The organism is Streptomyces sp. NPDC028928, from assembly GCF_055564915.1.
On record NZ_JBVHVI010000005.1, the window covers coordinates 1 to 16,343 of the forward strand.

Below are 16,343 nucleotides of genomic sequence, written 5' to 3' on the forward strand. Positions count from 1 at the left end.
TCGAACAGCTGCGGGATGGCCAGCTGCCCGTTGGTGACCTTCACCCCGGCCGCGATCGCCATGAAGCCCAGCAGCGCCAGCAGACCCAGCATCAGCGTGTACAGCGGCATGACCGTCGTACTGCGCCGGATGACGTTCCGGTCGGCGCTGGAGAGCGTGGCCGTGACGGAGTGCGGATACATGAACATCGCCATCGCGGAGCCCAACGCCAGCGTGGCGTACGTCCATTGACCCCCCGGCGCCGTGACGAGCCCGCCGGCTCCCGTGCTCGTGAACTTCTCGCCCGCCTTCGCGAAGACCTCGTCGAACCCGCCCAGCCGGATCGGGATGCAGATGATCGCCACGGTGATCACGACGTAGATCAGGGTGTCCTTGACGAACGCGATCATCGCGGGCGCCCGCAGGCCGGACGAGTACGTGTACGCGGCCAGTACACCGAAGGCGATCAGCAGCGGCAGGTCCTTCACGAACCAGTTGGTGCTCTCCGTGCCGCCGACGCCCATCACGTCCAGCACCGCCTGGATGCCGACCAGTTGGAGCGCGATGTACGGCATGGTGGCGAGGATGCCGGTGAACGCCACCGCCAGCGACAGGCCCTTCGAGCCGAACCGGCCGCGCACGAAGTCGGCCGTGGTGACGTACCCGTGCCGGTGGCAGACGGACCACAGGCGGGGCAGGAAGGTGAAGATCAGCGGGTACACCAGGATCGTGTACGGCACCGCGAAGAACCCGGCCGCCCCCGCCGCGTAGATGGCGGCGGGTACGGCGACGAAGGTGTACGCCGTGTAGACGTCGCCGCCGAGCAGGAACCACGTGATCCAGGTGCCGAACGACCGGCCGCCCAGGCCCCATTCGGCGAGGCTGTGCGCGTCGCCGGTCCTGCGCCAGCGGGCGGCCAGGAAGCCCATGACCGTGACGGCCAGGAAGAAGAGGACGAAGACCGCGAGCGCGATGCCGTTGACGCCTCCGGTCATGCCCCCGTACCTCCCTGGCCGGAGGTGGGCGTGCCCAGCGTGCGAACGGTCTGGTCGCGCACCAGGTCGTCCAGTTCGGCGTCCAGCGCGGTGGTGTCCCCGGCCGGCCGGGCGGCGGTCTGCGGGTCGCTGCCGCGGACGGCTACGGCGATGCCCGCCAGGGCCATGGGGAGGGCCACGAACACCGCGGCGGTGCGCATGCCGCCCGGCGCCGAGAGCACCAGCGCGATCAGGGGCGGCCCGAAGGCTCCGCCGGACTTGCCGACGGCCGCGGCCCATCCGCCGGCGGTCCCCCGGATGGCCGGCGGGTAGATCTCGGCCGTGTACGGGCCGATGAGCGCGATGACACCGGCGGTACCGGCGAACAGCAGCATCACGGCGGTCAGCAGCACCGGCCGGCTGCCGTCCATGCCGACGGCGGCCAGACCGAGGAGGGCCCCGACGGTGAGCACCGCGTAGACGAGCATGGTGCCCCGGGCCGACCAGCGCATGTAGAGCCAGGCGGCCACCGCGCAGGTGGGGATGGACAGCAGGGACGAGATGAACAGGAGGGTGGCGGCGGACATGTCGTGCCCGCCGGAGGACTCCAGCTGGCTGGGCAGGAAGGTGATGAAGCCCCAGTAGACGAGGCCCCAGGCCAGCGCGTAGGCGCTCACGACCAGGGTCTTCGCCGTCTGCGGACGCTTGAACAGGGCGGAGGCCGGGATGTGTGCGCGCTCGGTCTGCCGCGCGGTGAAGGCGGCCGACTCCGGGATCCACCGGTTCAGCGCGATCAGGACCAGGACCAGCGGGAGCTGGGCGAACCACAGCACACGCCAGCCGGCCAGCGGGATGAGGACCGCGGCCAGCCCGGAGGCGGCCATGTAGCCGCCGGTGGTGGTGAGGCCGGCCTGGAGCACCATGATGGCCGCGCGCCGGCCGGGCGGCAGGCTCTCGGTCATCAGGGCGTAGACGACGGGCAGCATGCCACCGGCCGCCATGCCCATCAGGGCGCACATGACGAGGTTGCCGCTGAAACTCGGCATGGCGCCGCAGACCGTCGTCCCGAGGAAGAGCAGGGACGAGATGAGGATGGTGGCCCGGCGGCCGATCCGGTCCGCCGCGCGTCCCCAGACGAGTGATCCGAGGACCGTGCCGGTCAGTGCCACCGTGGGCAGCCACGAGATCTCGGCGGCGCTGAGGTGGAACTCGGCGCGCATACCGGGCGAGATGAACGCCAGGGTGGCCGGCTTCATCTGGTCCACCAGCAGCGCGAAGCTCAGGATGGCGATGAGCCGGTACCGGTTCGCCGGGGTCGTCCGCGCCGGATCGGGAGGGACGGCGGGGGCGGTTCCGGCCGGCTGCACCACCGCGAACCCGGAGATCACCACGCCGACGACGATGGCGGCCATGGCGGCCCACATCATCCCCGACATGTCCATCATCGACATGTCGAAGTCCATGGACGCGGAGTCGGCGAACATCCACAGGTGCTCGAAGACACCGGCCGAGGTCAGGGCGACGCCGGACCAGAACATCAACGGCCGGGGTATCAGGGAAGCTGGTCGCGCGGTCAAGGTCAACTCCTGGTCGGCATGCGGGGGGCGGGGTCCGGGGACACCGAGGGGGCGGGGACGGCACGTCCGCGGGCCGGGGTGTGCTCCGGGAGGCCGAGTACGCCGGGCCAGCGCGGGTCGTCGGGGGCGACGACGAGGAACCGGGCGTACCAGCTGTCGAAGAAGGACAGGACGAACATCGGCAGCAGCGTCCAGATGGCCACCTGCTCCAGCGCCGTGTGCCCGGTGAACGCGGCGATGATGACGACCGCGAACACGTTCGGGTACGTCATGGCGGTGTAGTCGTCCAGCGTGTGCACGTGCCGGCGCCGCTTGAGCAGCCCGGCCACCAGCCGCAGCCCGACGGCGATGCCCGCGGCGGTCGGGGCGTAGCGGGAGAAGCCGTCGAGGTCGAGCTCGAGGCAGACGAGCACGATGAACGCGGTGAGCAGGAGGACCGCCGCATAGCCGTTGCGCTCCCCGTACTTGGCCGTACGGATCGGCGAGCGCTCCCGCAGCCGCCGCACCAGCAGGTAGGCCGCCGTGACGACGCCCGTGGAGGTGGCGGCGGTGATCGCCACGGCCGGGCCGACGTCCTCGCGCAGGGTCAGCGCCAGAACGGTGGACAGGGAGACGGTGGCGGCCAGCGAGGAGAGCAGCACCTGCGCGAACGTCGGCATGATCATCCCGCCGAGACAGCGGCTGACGGTCATCGCCACCACCGAACTGGGCGTGGCGAGGAACACCGCCGCGATGGCCGCCGTACTGTCGCCGCCGACGTCCCCGGTGCGCAGCACGGCCGCCAGGATCAGGGGCAGGGCGAGATAGCGCAGGGCGACGGACCTGAGCGTGCCCGGATCGGTGACGAAACCGCGGGCGTTCTCCAGCTCGATACGGCACATGGTGATGACACTGGCCAGCACCAGGAGCGCGAGCAGCAGGTACGGGGACGCCGACAGACGCACTCCGGCCAGGTTGGCCAGCAGCCCGACGGCCAGACCGGCACAGAAGACCACGGGATGGTTGACGACGATCCAGTCGTAGACCATGTTCATGGTCTTGTTCTCGTTCTTGACGTAGCTGTGGATGCGGTCGCCCTGCAGCATCTGGGAGTTGGGCAGCCGCAGGTCGTACGACTCGTCGGCCGGCCGGTCCAGGATGAACCGGCAGATCAGCTCGACCACGTACTTGTGCGAGACCACGCAGACGACCTCGCCGCGCCGCAGCGCGGGCAGCAGCTCCTGCTCGTAGAAGGCGTGGACGCGGTCCCGGAACCGCGCGAAGGTCTCCCCGCCGTGCATGGTGGGGCTGTCGGCGTTCATGGCCCGCTCGTACTCGGCGATGCCGTGCCGGCGCTGGAGGATGGACTTGCTCTCCAGGGTGTAGCTGCCGAAGTCCCGCTCCATCAGCCGCTCGTCGACCACGACCTCCGGGGCGCCGGGACGCTGGTCGTCCAGGTCGAAGATGAGGCCGGCGGTCTCGTGGGCGCGGGTGAGCGGGGAGACGTAGACGCGGTCGAAGTGCTGGTCGCGGTGGCCCTTGGCGACCTTCTCGGCCTGGATGCGGCCGAGGAAGGTCAGGGGCGCGTCGCGCTGTCCGGCGATGCGGTGCACGGAGTTGCAGGTCGACTCGCCGTGCCGGACCATGAACAGCCGGCTCAGCAGCTCCCGCGTGGCCTGGTCGGTCATCACTCGCCCTTCTTCGGGGCGTACTTGACCTGCTCGGCGTAGCCGGAGTCCCAGCCGGCCAGCCGGGTGATGTCGCACAGGTTGTGCACCGCGTGCTTCTCCACCAGCGTGGCGAGCAGGGAGACGGTCCGCCGGGCCTGCTGGGCCGTGAGGTCGAACTCGCGGGCCAGGGCGGCGCCGAACTCGGCCAGGTCGTCGTCCAGGATGCGCCGGTACTTGGCGCGCTCGGTGCGGTCCTGGGCCTGGAGGTGGTTGACGGCGTTGGGGTAGGCGGTCTCGCGGGCGTAGGCGAGCAGGCGCTCGCGCAGCCGGGTCGCGTCCGGCTCCTCCGTGAGCAGGTCGGCGGCGATCCAGTCGCTGCTGCGGATCAGGCAGTGGTGGATGCCGTCGGGAATGTCCATCTGCTCCTCGTCGCTCGCGGACTTCAGGCGGCGCAGCACCTCCATCGCCGTGTCGAAGCACTGGTTGCGCAGCGTGCCGATGCTGAACACGAACGCACCCAGCCGGCCGCGGCGGGTGGTCTCGTCGCCCTGGCGCATCGGGCCGACGCCGAAGAGGCCCGGTGCGATCGTGCCGTCGGCCGTGACGAGCTGGCCGTGCGTGCCCACCTCGATGCCGCGGTGGGTCTTGGTCTGCGGCCGGGCGTAGCCGTACCCGTGGACCAGGCCCTGCCACAGGGGGTGGTCGGGGTGCTCGTAGTCGGTGTTGTTGCCCAGGCAGTTGACGACCCGGTCCACGACGACGTCCGGCTGGTCGGCGAAGACCACCCGGATCTTCGTGCCGTCCTCCACCGGGCGCATGTCCTGGATGCGGGCGGACAGCACGTCGACGGTCTTCGGAGCGCCGTTGAATCCGCGCATCCGGCTGCGCACCACGCCGCCGATCTCGCGCACGGTGCTGGTGCGGTGGGTGACGATCAGGCTCTTGTACCGGTCCAGCAGCATCCGCACGTCGCGCGCGTCCATCCGCGAGACCAGCTCGATGACGTACGGCTCCCACGCCTTCATCACCCGCTCGGGGAAGACGGCGTCGAGCGCACTGCCCGGCTCCACCCCGTGCTCCTCGCGCAGATGGGCGTACTCCGCCTTGATCCCCTCCACGACCACCTCGGGGGTGAGCTGCTCGGCGTCGAGGAACGGCGGGCGGCGGGTCTGCCAGATGTCGTGCTCGTGGTCCACGGGGTAGGTGCCGTGCATGTGGCCGCCCCGCGAGCAGATCAGGATGCGGCCCCGGTGCCCGGCGTGCACGAGGGAGACCACCGCGTCGAACGCCGACAGGGCGGAGCCCGTGACGAGGACGGTCTCCTCGGGCCCGACCTGCTGGAACCGCTCCTGGGCGCCGGGGGCATAGGGGTCGGCGATGAAGCGGTCGGAGTCCTTGACGCGGTGGTAGAACGGCGCCTGCACCGGCGAGAGATGCCCGGTCGCCAGGATCACCTGGTCCGAGGGAAGCTCGTGCACACCGCCCTGCGGGCCGGTGTCGGCGTACCTGACGACGTAACCGCCGCCCCGCGCGCGCACGTCGAAGACCTCACCGGTCAGCTCCCGCAGTGTCACGTCCGCGTGCGCGTCGGCGACCGCGCCGCGCAGCCGCTCGGCCAGGTACTGCCGGAAGATCCGCCGCGGCACGACACAGGCCACGCCGAAGGTGTGGTACTGCCACTGCCGTGGCCACTCGGAGCGGTCCGCCTCCTCGTTGGCCCACTCCAGGAAGTCCTCCGGGCGCTCACGGCGCAGCGTGATCCGGCCGGCCTGGATGTTGAGCATGTGCTCCCAGTTGGTGGAGGCCTGGCCGAAGGCGATGCCTCCGTAGCGGTAGCCCTCCTCCCGCTCGATCAGGCATATCTCCAGCGGCGAGTCCGCGAAGTGGAGCAGCCGGATGGCGGTGAGCGTGCCGGAGAAACCGGCGCCGACGACGGTCACCCGCCTGATGTCGGGGGCGTGCGTCACGGGGGCGTGCGTCTTGGGGGCGTGCGTTTCCACGTTCATGTCTCCTCCGGCGTGGAAGGGGGGCGCCTGGCGCACGGGGGCCGGGGTTTCCGGCCGGGGCGGTCGGCGAGAGCGCCCTCAGCATCTGGACTGAACGCGGGCTTCCGGCGAGATCGTGGATGATCCTGGACGCCGTTCGGGGCCGAGGTGAGCGGCGGTGTCCCGTTCGGTCATCCGGATGGCGCAACGAGGAATGGATTCGGCGGGTGAAACCGCGAAGCAGGCGGCGGATCGGGCGGCGTGGTCCGTGACCATGGGGGCGTGCCCGGCCGTGCGGCCCCGCCGCAGCCGACGGCACCGTTCCCCTTCTCGCGCCATCCCTTGAGGAGTTCGCCGTGCACGTTCGTCGCCTGCTGACCAGTACCCTCGGTTCCCTCGCCCTCGCGCTCGGCCTCCTGGGCGCGGCAACCGCCACCGCGCCCCCGGCGGCCGCCGACCCGTGCGGCTTCTACGAGACCGGCTCCGACGCCTACTACCGCCACTGCACCTCTGACGGCTCCCACGTGGTGATCAAGGTGGAGGTGGCGTTGGCGCCCGACTACGAGCGGTGCGTGGCCCCGGGCAGGACCTGGCTGGGTTCCGCCGACAAGATCCAGGGCGCCTACTACGTGGGCCGCACCTGCTGACCGACAGCCACCCGCTCCTCCAGCCGACCGGGGGCGTCCCCTTGTGCTTCTCGCCCCGCCGGCAGCCGCGTCAACGCGCCAGGGAGCGCGACACCGTGCCGAGTACGCGTTCGGCGGGGAAGTACCCCACGAGCCGCGAGTCCAGGCTGTGGACGGGGTTGTCGCCGAGCAGCACCAGGTGCCCCGGCGGCACCAGGCCGGCCGGCGAGCCCGGGAGACCGGGGACACGGTCGAGCGGTACCGGGTCCCCGGCGACGGCCACCACTCTCTTGATCAGCCACTCACGCTCGGCGATCGCGGCGGGCCCGGCGCCGCGCCCGGCCGGCAGAGTGCTCCAGCGGGCGCCGGCCGTGGGCCGTTCGATGACGACCACCTGACCCGGCTCGGGCGGCCGGTCCCGGCGTACCAGCACCCGGTCCCCGTCGCGATAGGTCGGCCGCATGCTCTCGCCGTGCACGGTCACCGCGACCACCCTGCGTCCGAGCCACGCCGGGACGGCGGCCCCCAGGGTGAGGAACAGCGCCGCCAGGCCGCAGGTCAGGGCCGGATCGACGGCACCCGTGAGGAGAAGGACGACTGCGCCCGCCCACGCTGCGGACGCTCCCGCCCGTACGGCGATCCGCAGCCCGCGCGGTCGAGGGGGGCGGCGGGCCCGCGGCTCGGCCGGGGCCCCTGCCGGCAGCGCGGCCCGGACGTGTGCGGGCAGGGAAGCGCGCGCCTCCCCGACGGGCGTTCCCAGGGTCGGTGGTTCGTCGGTCATGTCAGCCTCCCATGGCGACCGGGGCGTCCGACTCCTTCTGGTAGCCGGACGCCTGGAGCAGGAAGAGCCGGGCGTACGCGCCTTTGGCGGCCATCAGCGCGGCGTGGTCGCCCTGTTCGGCCACCCGGCCGTCGGCGAGTACGACGATCGAGTCGGCGTCCCGCAGCGCGCCGAGGCGATGCGAGACGAGCAGGCTGGTGCGCCCGCTGCGGTGCGCTCGCAGCGCGGCGTGGATCTCGGCCTCGGCCTCGGCGTCCAGCCCCGCGGACGGTTCGTCCAGGATCAGCAGATCGCGCCGGTCGCGCAGGAACGCCCGCGCCAGCGCGAGCCGTTGCCACTGGCCGCCGGAGAGCACGACACCGGTCTCCGGATCGTCCTTGTCCGACTCCGTGAAGAACAGGCGGGACAGCAGCGTCTCGTAGCCCTGCGGCAGACGCTCCAGCGTGCCGTGGATCCCGGCGAGCCGGGCCGCCCGATGGAGCCGTTCGCGGTCGCCCAGTGCCGTCAGATCACCGAGGGCGATGTTCTCGGCGGCCGTCATGTCGTAGTGCATGTAGTCCTGGAACACCGCGCCGATCCTTTCGCGCAGCTCCGCGGGGTCGAGGTCGCGGAGGTCCTGCCCGTCCCACAGGATCGCTCCCCGGGTGGGGTCGTAGAACCGGCACACCAGCTTGACCAGCGTGGACTTGCCGGCGCCGTTGAGGCCGACGAGGGCCACGGCACTTCCGTGCGGGATGAAGAGGTCGACGCCCCGCAGGACCCACGGATGGTCGTCCGAGTACCGGAACCAGACGTCCCGCAGCTCGATGCCGTGCCGCAGCGCCGGGACCGGACGCGGCGCGGCGGGCACCGGCAGGTCGGGGCCGGCGGAGGTCACCGTCACGTAGTGGTCGAACATGAGCAGGGCCTGGTGGGTGGCGGCGACCTGGCCGATCAGCGCCACCAGCGAACCCTGCACACCCGCCACCGCGGCGACGAACATGGTGACCCCGCCCACCGAGAGGGCCCCGGTGCGCGCGGCCTGAACCGCCCAGACCAGGCCGGAACCGCTCAGCAGCGCGGCCAGCAGCCCCAGTCCCGTCTGCACCAGGCTGGTGCGCCTGTCCACGCTCCGCTTCGCGGCGTCGGTGGCACGACGCTCGTCCAGCATGCGTCCGCGCAGGAAGGCACCGATCCCGAAGAGCCGTACCTCCTTGGCGGAGTCGACCCCGGTCAGCAGCCGGCTGTAGAAGATCTCCCGCCGTTCGGCGGGGCCGACGGCCCAGAACATCCGCGCCCGGTGCCGCGACAGCCGGAGTTCGGCGCACAGCATGGGCACCCCGGCCAGCACCACGAGAAGGGCCATCAGCGGACTGAGCAGGAGCAGCGAGCCGAGGAAGCCGACCACGGTGACGGCGGACCGGGCGAGCTGCAGCAAACCGACGACCGTCTGGCCCGGGGTGCTCCGGCCGGCCTGGTCCGCCAGGCGCAGCCGGTCCAGGAAGCGCGGGTCCTCGAACCGGCCCAGCCCGACGAAACCCCCGACCGCCGTGAACAGCCTGTCCTGGGCGAGCAGCGCCGCCCTGCGGTCCATCTCCGTGCGCAGGTACTGGACCAGGTGGGGTGCGACGCCGGTGGCCGCGGCGGCTCCGGCGAGTGCCGCGGCCGCCGCGAACAGCCGCGCCGCCGGGGCGCCCGTGGTGAGCAGGTCCAGCACCAGTTTCGTCAGCCACGCGGTGGCCACCGGGAGAACGCCGGTGACCACCATGAACCCGGCGAAGAGCGCCACCGGGCCCGGTGCCGCCCGGCATGTCAACGCGCAGGCCGACACCGCGCGCCGTACGGTCACCCGCATCCGTGTGCACCTTCCGCCGAGCCCGTGGAGTGTGCCGGCGGGCTCATGCCGCGCTGGAGACCGGAGCACCGGCGTGGCCGAGGTCCAGGTGGTCGGTGGTCGCGACGAGCGTGCCCGACCGGTCGCGGGCGACCTGGAGCAGGGACGGAAAGCCGATGACGGCGAAGGCCAGCGACACCGGCCCACCGCGCTCCTCGACCACCACCTGGGCCACGGGGGCGAGCTGAGCGGCGTACGCGGCCGTCTCCTCCTCCTCGCCGACCACGACCGCCAGCGCCTGCCCGCGCCCGCCCGGAAGCGCACGCGCGTACTCCACGAACTTCGGCAGTGTCTCCCCGCACATCTTGCAGTCCGGCGTGAAGAAAGCGACCGTCGTGTCGTCCAGCAGCTGGTCCCGGTCCAGCGGCCGGCCGTCCGTGGTGACGGTCCGGAACGCGTGCACCCGGTCGCCCTTGGTGAGGGAGGACGCCGGGCCCCGGCCGACGCGGGCGAGTTTCTCGGAATGCTCCACGAGTCGTTTGATGACACCGACGGTGAGGACCAGGTCCAGTGCGCAGAGCACTCCCACCAGTGCGACCAGCCCGAAGAGGACAGGCATAGCGCCTCCTAGCGTCGTAAGGGACGGAACAGTTCGACAAGATCGTCGGAGACGACGGCCAGCGCTCCGAGCAGGACGCCGGAGCAAGCCGCCAGCAGTGCCTCGGCCGGCTCCGGACGGCCCGCGGACCCGTGGGCCGCGACGCCGCAGAGCGCGATCACCCCCAGTGCGGTGTTCCGCACGATGTGCCGGACACCGAGCGGGGACTGCGACGCGCCGAAGCACCGGCATACGGCCCGGCGCCGCCCCGCGAGGGCGCGCGCCAGGCCGAGGGTGAAAGCCGCCAGCAGAACCGCGGCCAGAACGAGACCCGCTGTTCCCGCCCAGCCGCCCAGCGGCGTCGCGAGCAGGAGCAGCACGACCGACAGCTCGCCGACCACCACGGCCGCACCGCACACGCGGACCCAGCCGTCCGGGACGACGCCCAGGTCCCCCAGCGACCGGCAGAACTCCGAGAAGGCGGCGGCGCTCCGCGCCTTGCCGGCCGCTGCCGCGGCGAACACCACCACGAGGCACACGGCACAGGCGCCGGCGACCACATCCACCATGAGGTTCCTTTCCCGGAGTTCCGACCCGGCCCAGCCCTGCCGCCGTGCGTGGCGCGGTCCGGGGTGGCGCGGCGTGGCGTGGCGCTCAGAGGGCCGGCGAGGCCGGCCGCGTGCGGATCAGCGGCACCTGTCGCACTCGATGAACACCCAGCCGGTCGAGCAGTTCTCGCTGTACGCCCACCAGTGGTTGCCCCAGGCGTCGCAGCCCGCGCCGGTCAGGCACTTGAAGCAGGGGGCCGGTGCGGCCGAGGCGTCGACCCCGGGTACGAACCGCTCCAGCAGCCTGCTGCCCAGCTCTTCGATCATCCTGAACACATCGCACTCCTTTGCTCGGTCGTGCTCCTGGCCGTTCGGCCGTTGAGATACTGATGGGCGCGCTTTGGGCAAACCTTGGAGAGTCCTTGAATGCGCAGGCGGGCCCCGCTGCCCCGGCAACGGGCCCGCGTGCAGGGGGGAGAGGATGTCCGTGGACTTCGTTCTGCTCGGCGGGATCGAGGCACGCGTGGACGGGAAACCGGTCGACCTGGGCCCGGTCCGTCAGCGGTCGGTGCTGGGGGCGCTGCTGGTCGACGCGAACGCTCCCGTCCCGACCGCCGGACTCGTGGACCGGGTCTGGGCGGACCGGCCTCCGCAGCGAGCCCACGCCACGCTCTACAGCTATGTGTCCCGCCTGCGCCAGGCCCTGGCCACGGCGACCGGGGAGGTACGCATCACCCGGCGAACCGGGTCCTACGTCCTCACCGTCGATCCGTCCGCCGTGGACCTGCACCGCTTCCGCGACCTGGTCGCGCAGGCCCGCACCGCCGACGACGACCGTGCCGGGGAACTGTTCGCCCAGGCGCTCGCCCTGTGGCGCGGCGACGCCTTCGGCGACCTGGACGCTCCCTGGTTCAACGAACTGCGCGCCGTATGGCACCGGGAAAGGCTCGCGGCCGAACTCGACCTCACCGACATCCGGTTACGGCTCGGCCGGCATGCCGAGCTGCTGGCCGAACTCCCCGCCCGCGCCGAGCGGCACCCGCTGGACGAGCGTCTGGCCGGACAGCTCATGCTGGCCCTCTACCGCGGCGGCCGCCGGTCGGACGCCCTGGCCCACTACCAGCGCGTGCAGCGCCGATTATCGGCGGAACTCGGCACCGACCCCGGCCCGGAACTGCAACGGCTGCACCAGCAGATCCTCACCACGGACACCGCGCTGACCCCGCGCCCCGAACCCGCCCGCACGCCCGCCCCCACACCGGCCCCCGCCCTGAGCGCCCGACGACCGACCCCCAGGGTGCCGCGCCAACTGCCCTCTCCGCCCGGGCCGTTCATCGGCCGGACCAGCGAGATCGCGGAACTCGACAAGACACTCGACGCGGGCGGTGCCCCGGGCGGCACCGTGGTGATCTCCACGATCGGCGGGATCGGGGGCATCGGCAAGACCTGGCTCGCCGTGCACTGGGCGCACCGCAACGTCGCGGCCTTCCCCGACGGGCAGCTCTACGCCGACCTCCGGGGCTTCGCCCCGGCGGGAGACCCCGCCTCCGCGGCGGAAGTGGTGCGGGGCTTCCTCCACGCCCTCGGGCTCGCGTCCACGGAGATACCGGTCGACCTGCCGGGCCGAGCGGCGGCCTACCGGAGCCTGGTCGCCGGCCGGCGGATGCTGATCGTCCTGGACGACGCCCGCGACGCCGAGCAGGTCCTCCCCCTGTTACCGGGATCCCCTTCCTGCACGGTCCTGATCACCAGCCGCCGGCGGCTCGCCGGCCTGGTCACCGCCCACGGCGCCCGCCCGCTCGCCCTGGACGTGGTCTCCGAGGCGGAAGCCCGGGACATGCTGGTGCAGCGCCTCGGTGCCGAACGCGTCGCCGGTGAGCCGGAAGCGGTGGCCGCGCTCCTGCGCTACTGCGCGGGCCTGCCCCTCGCCATCAGTGTGGTGGCCGCCCGCGCGGGCACGCATCCCGGCTTTCCGCTGGCCGCGCTCGCCGAGGAACTCCGCGACCGGTCCGCCCGGCTGGACGCCCTCGGCACCGACGATCCCATAGCCGACCTGCGGGCCGTGCTCTCCTCCTCCTACGACGCGCTCGACCCGGCGACGGCGCGGGTGTTCGGACTGCTCGGCCAGGCACCCGGCCCGGACATCAGCCTGGCCGCGGCATCCGCGCTCACGGCGCTGTCCGTCCCCGAAACACGGTCGCACCTGCGCCGGCTGGAAGGAGCGCACCTGATCCAGGAGACCCGCCCGGGCCGCTACCGCATGCACGACCTGGTACGGCTCTACGCCGCGGAGCGCGCCGCACAGGGCCAGCCCGGTGACGCCCTCGCCGACGCGCTGCGCGGGCTGGTGGACTTCTACGCCGGTACGGCACACGACGGCGACCGGTTGCTGTCGCCGCTGCGCACACCGTTCGGGACGGACCTGCCGGACACCACCCGGGGCGCCCACCCGCTCCGGGACATCGACACCGCGATGTCCTGGTTCAAGGCCGAACACCTCTGCCTGCTCGACACCCACCGCTTCGCCCTGGCACACGGCCACCACCGGCAGGCCTGGCAACTGGCCTGGTCCCTGGACACCTTCCACTGGCGGCAGGGGAACCTGGACGACCGCACCGCCATGCTGCGGGCCACGCTCGCCGCCGGGGACGGCATGGGGGACCGAGCGCAGCGGGCACTGGCCCACCGGCTCCTCGGCCGCGCCCACGTCGCCCAGGGCCGGCACACCGAGGCCCTGGAACACCTGCGTGTGGCCCTCGCCCTGTTCGAGGAGGCCGGCGACCCGGCGGGCCGGGCGCAGACACACCTCAACCTCGCCCTGGCCTGGGAGAAACACGGCGACGACCGGCAGGCACTCGCCCACGCCCTCCAGAACCTGCGCATCCGCAGGACGCTCGACAGCCCGCCCCGGGAAGCCGAAGCGCTCAACGCGGTGGGCTGGTACCACGCCCGGCTGGGCCACCACCGGCAGTCCCGCCGCTACTGCGAGGAGGCGCTCGTCCTGTGCCGCCGGCACCGGTTCCGCGAGGGAGAGGCCTTCACCCTGGACAGCCTCGGCTACCTCGCCCACCGCACCGGCGACCACACCCTCGCCCTCACGCACTACGGCCAGGCCCTCGCCCTGCGCCGGGAACTCGGCGACGCCTTCGAGGAAGCGGACACCCTGGCGAAGATCGGTGACGTCTGCGCCTCCCTGGACCGGCAGATCCAGGCCCACGAGGCATGGCACAACCGTGACGTCTCCGCCGTCCCCTCGGAAGACCCCGCCTGTGACGAGCACCGTCCCAGCCACCGCAGGCGGATCGCCCCAGCCCGCGGCGCAACGCCGCATCCTGACCGTCCTGGTCGCCTCCCAGATCCTCAGCGGCGCCGGGCTCGCCGCGGGCGTCACCGTCGGCGCCCTGCTGGCCCAGGACATGCTCGGCTCCACGAACCTCGCCGGCCTGCCCAGCGCCCTGTTCACCGCGGGCTCCGCCCTCGCCGCCGTAGCCGTGGGCCGCATATCCCAGGCCCGGGGCCGCCGTCCCGGGCTGGCGGCCGGATACCTCACCGGCGCCGTCGGCAGCGCGGGCGTCCTCGCCGCCGCCGTCGCCGACAGCGCCGTCCTGCTGTTCATCGCCCTGTTCGTCTACGGCGCCGGCACCGCCACCAACCTCCAGGCCCGCTATGCCGGCGCCGACCTCGCGGCTCCCGCCCACCGGGCCCGGGCCGTCTCCACCGTCCTGGTCGCCACCACCCTCGGCGGTGTCGTCGGCCCCAACCTGGCCGCTCCCACCGGCCACTTCGCCGACACCCTGGGCATCCCCGCCCTGGCCGGACCGTTCCTCCTCTCCGGCACCGCCTACGCCTCGGCCGCCGTCGTCCTCGCCGTCCGGCTGCGTCCCGACCCGCTGCTGCTCGCCCGCAGCCTCCACCTCCAGCAGCAGGCAGCGGCCGCCGCGCCGGCCGCGGACGACAGCGGACCGGTCCCCGCGCCGAGCCGCCGTCCCGGCCTGATGCCGGGCGCGCTGACCATGATCCTGACCCAGCTCGTCATGGTCGCGATCATGACGATGACCCCCGTCCACCTGCACGACCACGGCCACGGCACCGCCGCGTCCGGCCTCGTCATCGCGCTGCACGTCGGCGCGATGTACCTGCCCTCACCCCTGACCGGCTGGCTCGTCGACCGCCACGGCCCCACCGCCGTCGCCGCCGCCTCCGGTCTCACACTCCTCGCGGCCGGCGTCACCGCCGCGACCGTACCCGGCGACTCCGTCGCCCTGCTCGCCCTCGCCCTGGTCCTGCTGGGCCTCGGCTGGAACCTGGGCCTGGTCTCCGGGACCGCCATGATCACCGACGCCGTGCCGCTCGCCACGCGCGCCAGGACCCAGGGCACGGTGGACGTCTCCATCGCCCTCGCCGGCGCCACCGGCGGCCTCACCTCCGGCATCGTCGTCTCCACCGCCGGCTACCCCGCCCTCGCCCTCACCGGCGGCATCCTCGCCCTCGCCATCCTCCCGGCCATCGCCGCCACCGCGGGCCGGCGCCCGGCGAGCTGACCGCGCTTCCCCGGCCGACAGGAGGAAGGAAGAGAGGAATGTGATGCACGTCACATCGGTGGGCGGTGAGGGGGCGGCTGGTGGCCGTGTCCAACGTCTGACAGGAATTACTGCGATGTCCGCAGGACGATCGAGGCGATTGCCGTGACCGAGACAGCACCCGACCGCAGCGGCTACGGCCCGGGCGGGCCGCCCGCCAACAGCACGACACTGCAGGGGCGCAGCGGCGTCGACGCTCCTGCCGAGACCAGGGGAAAGACCACCATCGCGGACACCGTGGTGGCGAAGATCGTGGGCATGGCCGCCCGCGAGGTCCCAGGCGTCCACAACCTGGGCGCGGGCGTCGCCCGGGCCATCGGAGCCGTCCGTGAACGTGTCCCGGGCGGCGGCACCGGACTGACACGCGGAGTCAAGGTGGAGGTCGGCGAGCGGCAGGCAGCGGTGGACCTGGACGTCGTCGTGGAATACGGCGTCTCCATCGTCGACGTCGCCGGGGACGTCCGCACCAACGTCATCTCCGCCGTCGAGCGGATGACCGGACTGGAAGTCGTCGAGGTCAACCTCACCATCGACGACGTACATCTGCCCGAGGACGAATCCGAGACTCCGGAGGGCCGCGTCAGCTGAGCCGGCGGTCGCCCCCGGGGTCGCCCGGAGGCGACGGCACAGGGCGCGGCAGACCTGGACGGGTGAGCAGTGATGGACACAGCAATTGCCGGACTGGCAGCCGGAATGGCCCTCGGCTTCGCCGGCTACTTCGGAGGCTTCTGGGCCTTCCTCCTGGTCGCTGTCCTGGGCGGGATCGGACTGCTGGTCGGCCTCGTCCTGCGCGGCGACATCGATCTGCGACGGCAGCGGTGAAACCCCACCCCGCCGACGCCTCGGGCACCCTCGATCTCCCCGGACGGCGCGGGCGCCTTCCGCCGCCCGCCGAGCGCGGCGCCACGGTCGTCCCCGACCGCGTGGTGGCTCGCATCGCCGCCCGGGCGGCCCGCACGGCCCAGGCGCAGCGGGCCGCTCTGCCGCCGGACAGCCGCGGCGCTGCCCCCGACGCGTCAGCAGCCACCCGTGGCGGCGTCACGAGGGTCCACCTGACCATGGACCTCCCCTACCCGGCCGACATCGCGGGCGCCACCCGACGCATCCAGCGCGATGTCGCCGGGCGGGTGAGCGAACTGACCGGCCTGCCCGTCCGCGAGGTCACGGTGACCGTCCGGCGTCTGCTGCCCGCGCGGGACCCGTACCGCAACCGCGTCCGGTGATCCCGCCGCC

General features: G+C 72.7%; 14 protein-coding genes and 1 pseudogene. 6 read left to right on the forward strand and 9 right to left on the reverse strand.

Annotation, left to right across the window (positions count from 1 at the left end; all coding sequences use genetic code 11):
* From ACZ4U1_RS13535 to ACZ4U1_RS13550, 4 genes are all read right to left on the reverse strand, one after another.
* A partial coding sequence (locus ACZ4U1_RS13535; protein ID WP_467902942.1) for a sodium:solute symporter family protein occupies positions 1 to 974 on the reverse strand: 974 nt, incomplete at its 3' end.
* Positions 971 to 2,530 (reverse strand): MFS transporter, encoded by a 1,560-nt coding sequence (locus tag ACZ4U1_RS13540; RefSeq protein ID WP_467902943.1) that lies wholly within the window; start codon positions 2,528 to 2,530, stop codon positions 971 to 973. The genes ACZ4U1_RS13535 and ACZ4U1_RS13540, both read right to left, overlap by 4 nt.
* 2 nt (positions 2,531 to 2,532) lie before the next feature.
* Positions 2,533 to 4,197: a histidine phosphatase family protein gene (locus ACZ4U1_RS13545; protein WP_467902944.1), complete on the reverse strand. Its 1,665-nt coding sequence runs from the start codon at positions 4,195 to 4,197 to the stop codon at positions 2,533 to 2,535.
* Complete coding sequence (locus tag ACZ4U1_RS13550) at positions 4,197 to 6,185, reverse strand: FAD/NAD(P)-binding protein (protein ID WP_467902945.1); 1,989 nt, start codon at positions 6,183 to 6,185, stop codon at positions 4,197 to 4,199. Before ACZ4U1_RS13550 ends, ACZ4U1_RS13545 begins: the two co-directional genes overlap by 1 nt.
* Before the next feature lie 335 nt (positions 6,186 to 6,520).
* Here ACZ4U1_RS13550 and ACZ4U1_RS13555 point away from each other — a divergent pair, with 335 nt between their 5' ends.
* Positions 6,521 to 6,811, forward strand: coding sequence for a DUF6355 family natural product biosynthesis protein (locus ACZ4U1_RS13555; protein ID WP_467902946.1), 291 nt, complete (start codon positions 6,521 to 6,523; stop codon positions 6,809 to 6,811).
* A gap of 70 nt (positions 6,812 to 6,881) precedes the next feature.
* Here ACZ4U1_RS13555 and ACZ4U1_RS13560 read toward each other — a convergent pair whose 3' ends face one another.
* The 5 genes from ACZ4U1_RS13560 to ACZ4U1_RS13580 all read right to left on the reverse strand — a co-directional run bounded on the left by ACZ4U1_RS13560 (position 6,882) and on the right by ACZ4U1_RS13580 (position 10,866).
* A complete protein-coding gene (locus ACZ4U1_RS13560) occupies positions 6,882 to 7,571 on the reverse strand; it encodes a S26 family signal peptidase (RefSeq protein ID WP_467902948.1) in 690 nt (229 codons plus the stop codon).
* 1 nt (position 7,572) lies between these two features.
* Positions 7,573 to 9,405 (reverse strand): ABC transporter ATP-binding protein, encoded by a 1,833-nt coding sequence (locus ACZ4U1_RS13565; protein WP_467902949.1) that lies wholly within the window; start codon positions 9,403 to 9,405, stop codon positions 7,573 to 7,575.
* Between the two features lie 43 nt (positions 9,406 to 9,448).
* Positions 9,449 to 10,003: a thioredoxin domain-containing protein gene (locus ACZ4U1_RS13570; RefSeq protein ID WP_467902950.1), complete on the reverse strand. Its 555-nt coding sequence runs from the start codon at positions 10,001 to 10,003 to the stop codon at positions 9,449 to 9,451.
* Between the two features lie 8 nt (positions 10,004 to 10,011).
* On the reverse strand, positions 10,012 to 10,551 hold the full coding sequence (locus tag ACZ4U1_RS13575; RefSeq protein ID WP_467902952.1) for a MauE/DoxX family redox-associated membrane protein: 540 nt from the start codon (positions 10,549 to 10,551) through the stop codon (positions 10,012 to 10,014).
* A 117-nt stretch (positions 10,552 to 10,668) separates the two neighbouring features.
* Positions 10,669 to 10,866, reverse strand: a complete 198-nt coding sequence (locus tag ACZ4U1_RS13580; protein WP_467902953.1) for a hypothetical protein — start codon at positions 10,864 to 10,866, stop codon at positions 10,669 to 10,671.
* A 145-nt stretch (positions 10,867 to 11,011) separates the two neighbouring features.
* Here ACZ4U1_RS13580 and ACZ4U1_RS13585 point away from each other — a divergent pair.
* The 5 genes and pseudogenes from ACZ4U1_RS13585 to ACZ4U1_RS13605 form a co-directional block, all read left to right on the forward strand.
* A pseudogene (locus tag ACZ4U1_RS13585) lies at positions 11,012 to 13,498 on the forward strand (AfsR/SARP family transcriptional regulator); the annotation flags it as partial.
* A gap of 301 nt (positions 13,499 to 13,799) precedes the next feature.
* Positions 13,800 to 15,071 (forward strand): MFS transporter, encoded by a 1,272-nt coding sequence (locus ACZ4U1_RS13590; protein ID WP_467902954.1) that lies wholly within the window; start codon positions 13,800 to 13,802, stop codon positions 15,069 to 15,071.
* A gap of 144 nt (positions 15,072 to 15,215) precedes the next feature.
* On the forward strand, positions 15,216 to 15,698 hold the full coding sequence (locus tag ACZ4U1_RS13595) for an Asp23/Gls24 family envelope stress response protein (RefSeq protein WP_467902956.1): 483 nt from the start codon (positions 15,216 to 15,218) through the stop codon (positions 15,696 to 15,698).
* A 72-nt stretch (positions 15,699 to 15,770) separates the two neighbouring features.
* Entirely contained in the window at positions 15,771 to 15,932 is a 162-nt protein-coding gene (locus ACZ4U1_RS13600) for a hypothetical protein (protein WP_467902957.1), read from the forward strand.
* Positions 15,929 to 16,333 (forward strand): Asp23/Gls24 family envelope stress response protein, encoded by a 405-nt coding sequence (locus ACZ4U1_RS13605; protein WP_467902959.1) that lies wholly within the window; start codon positions 15,929 to 15,931, stop codon positions 16,331 to 16,333. The genes ACZ4U1_RS13600 and ACZ4U1_RS13605 overlap by 4 nt, the downstream gene beginning before the upstream one ends.
* The last annotated feature ends 10 nt before the right edge of the window (positions 16,334 to 16,343 follow it).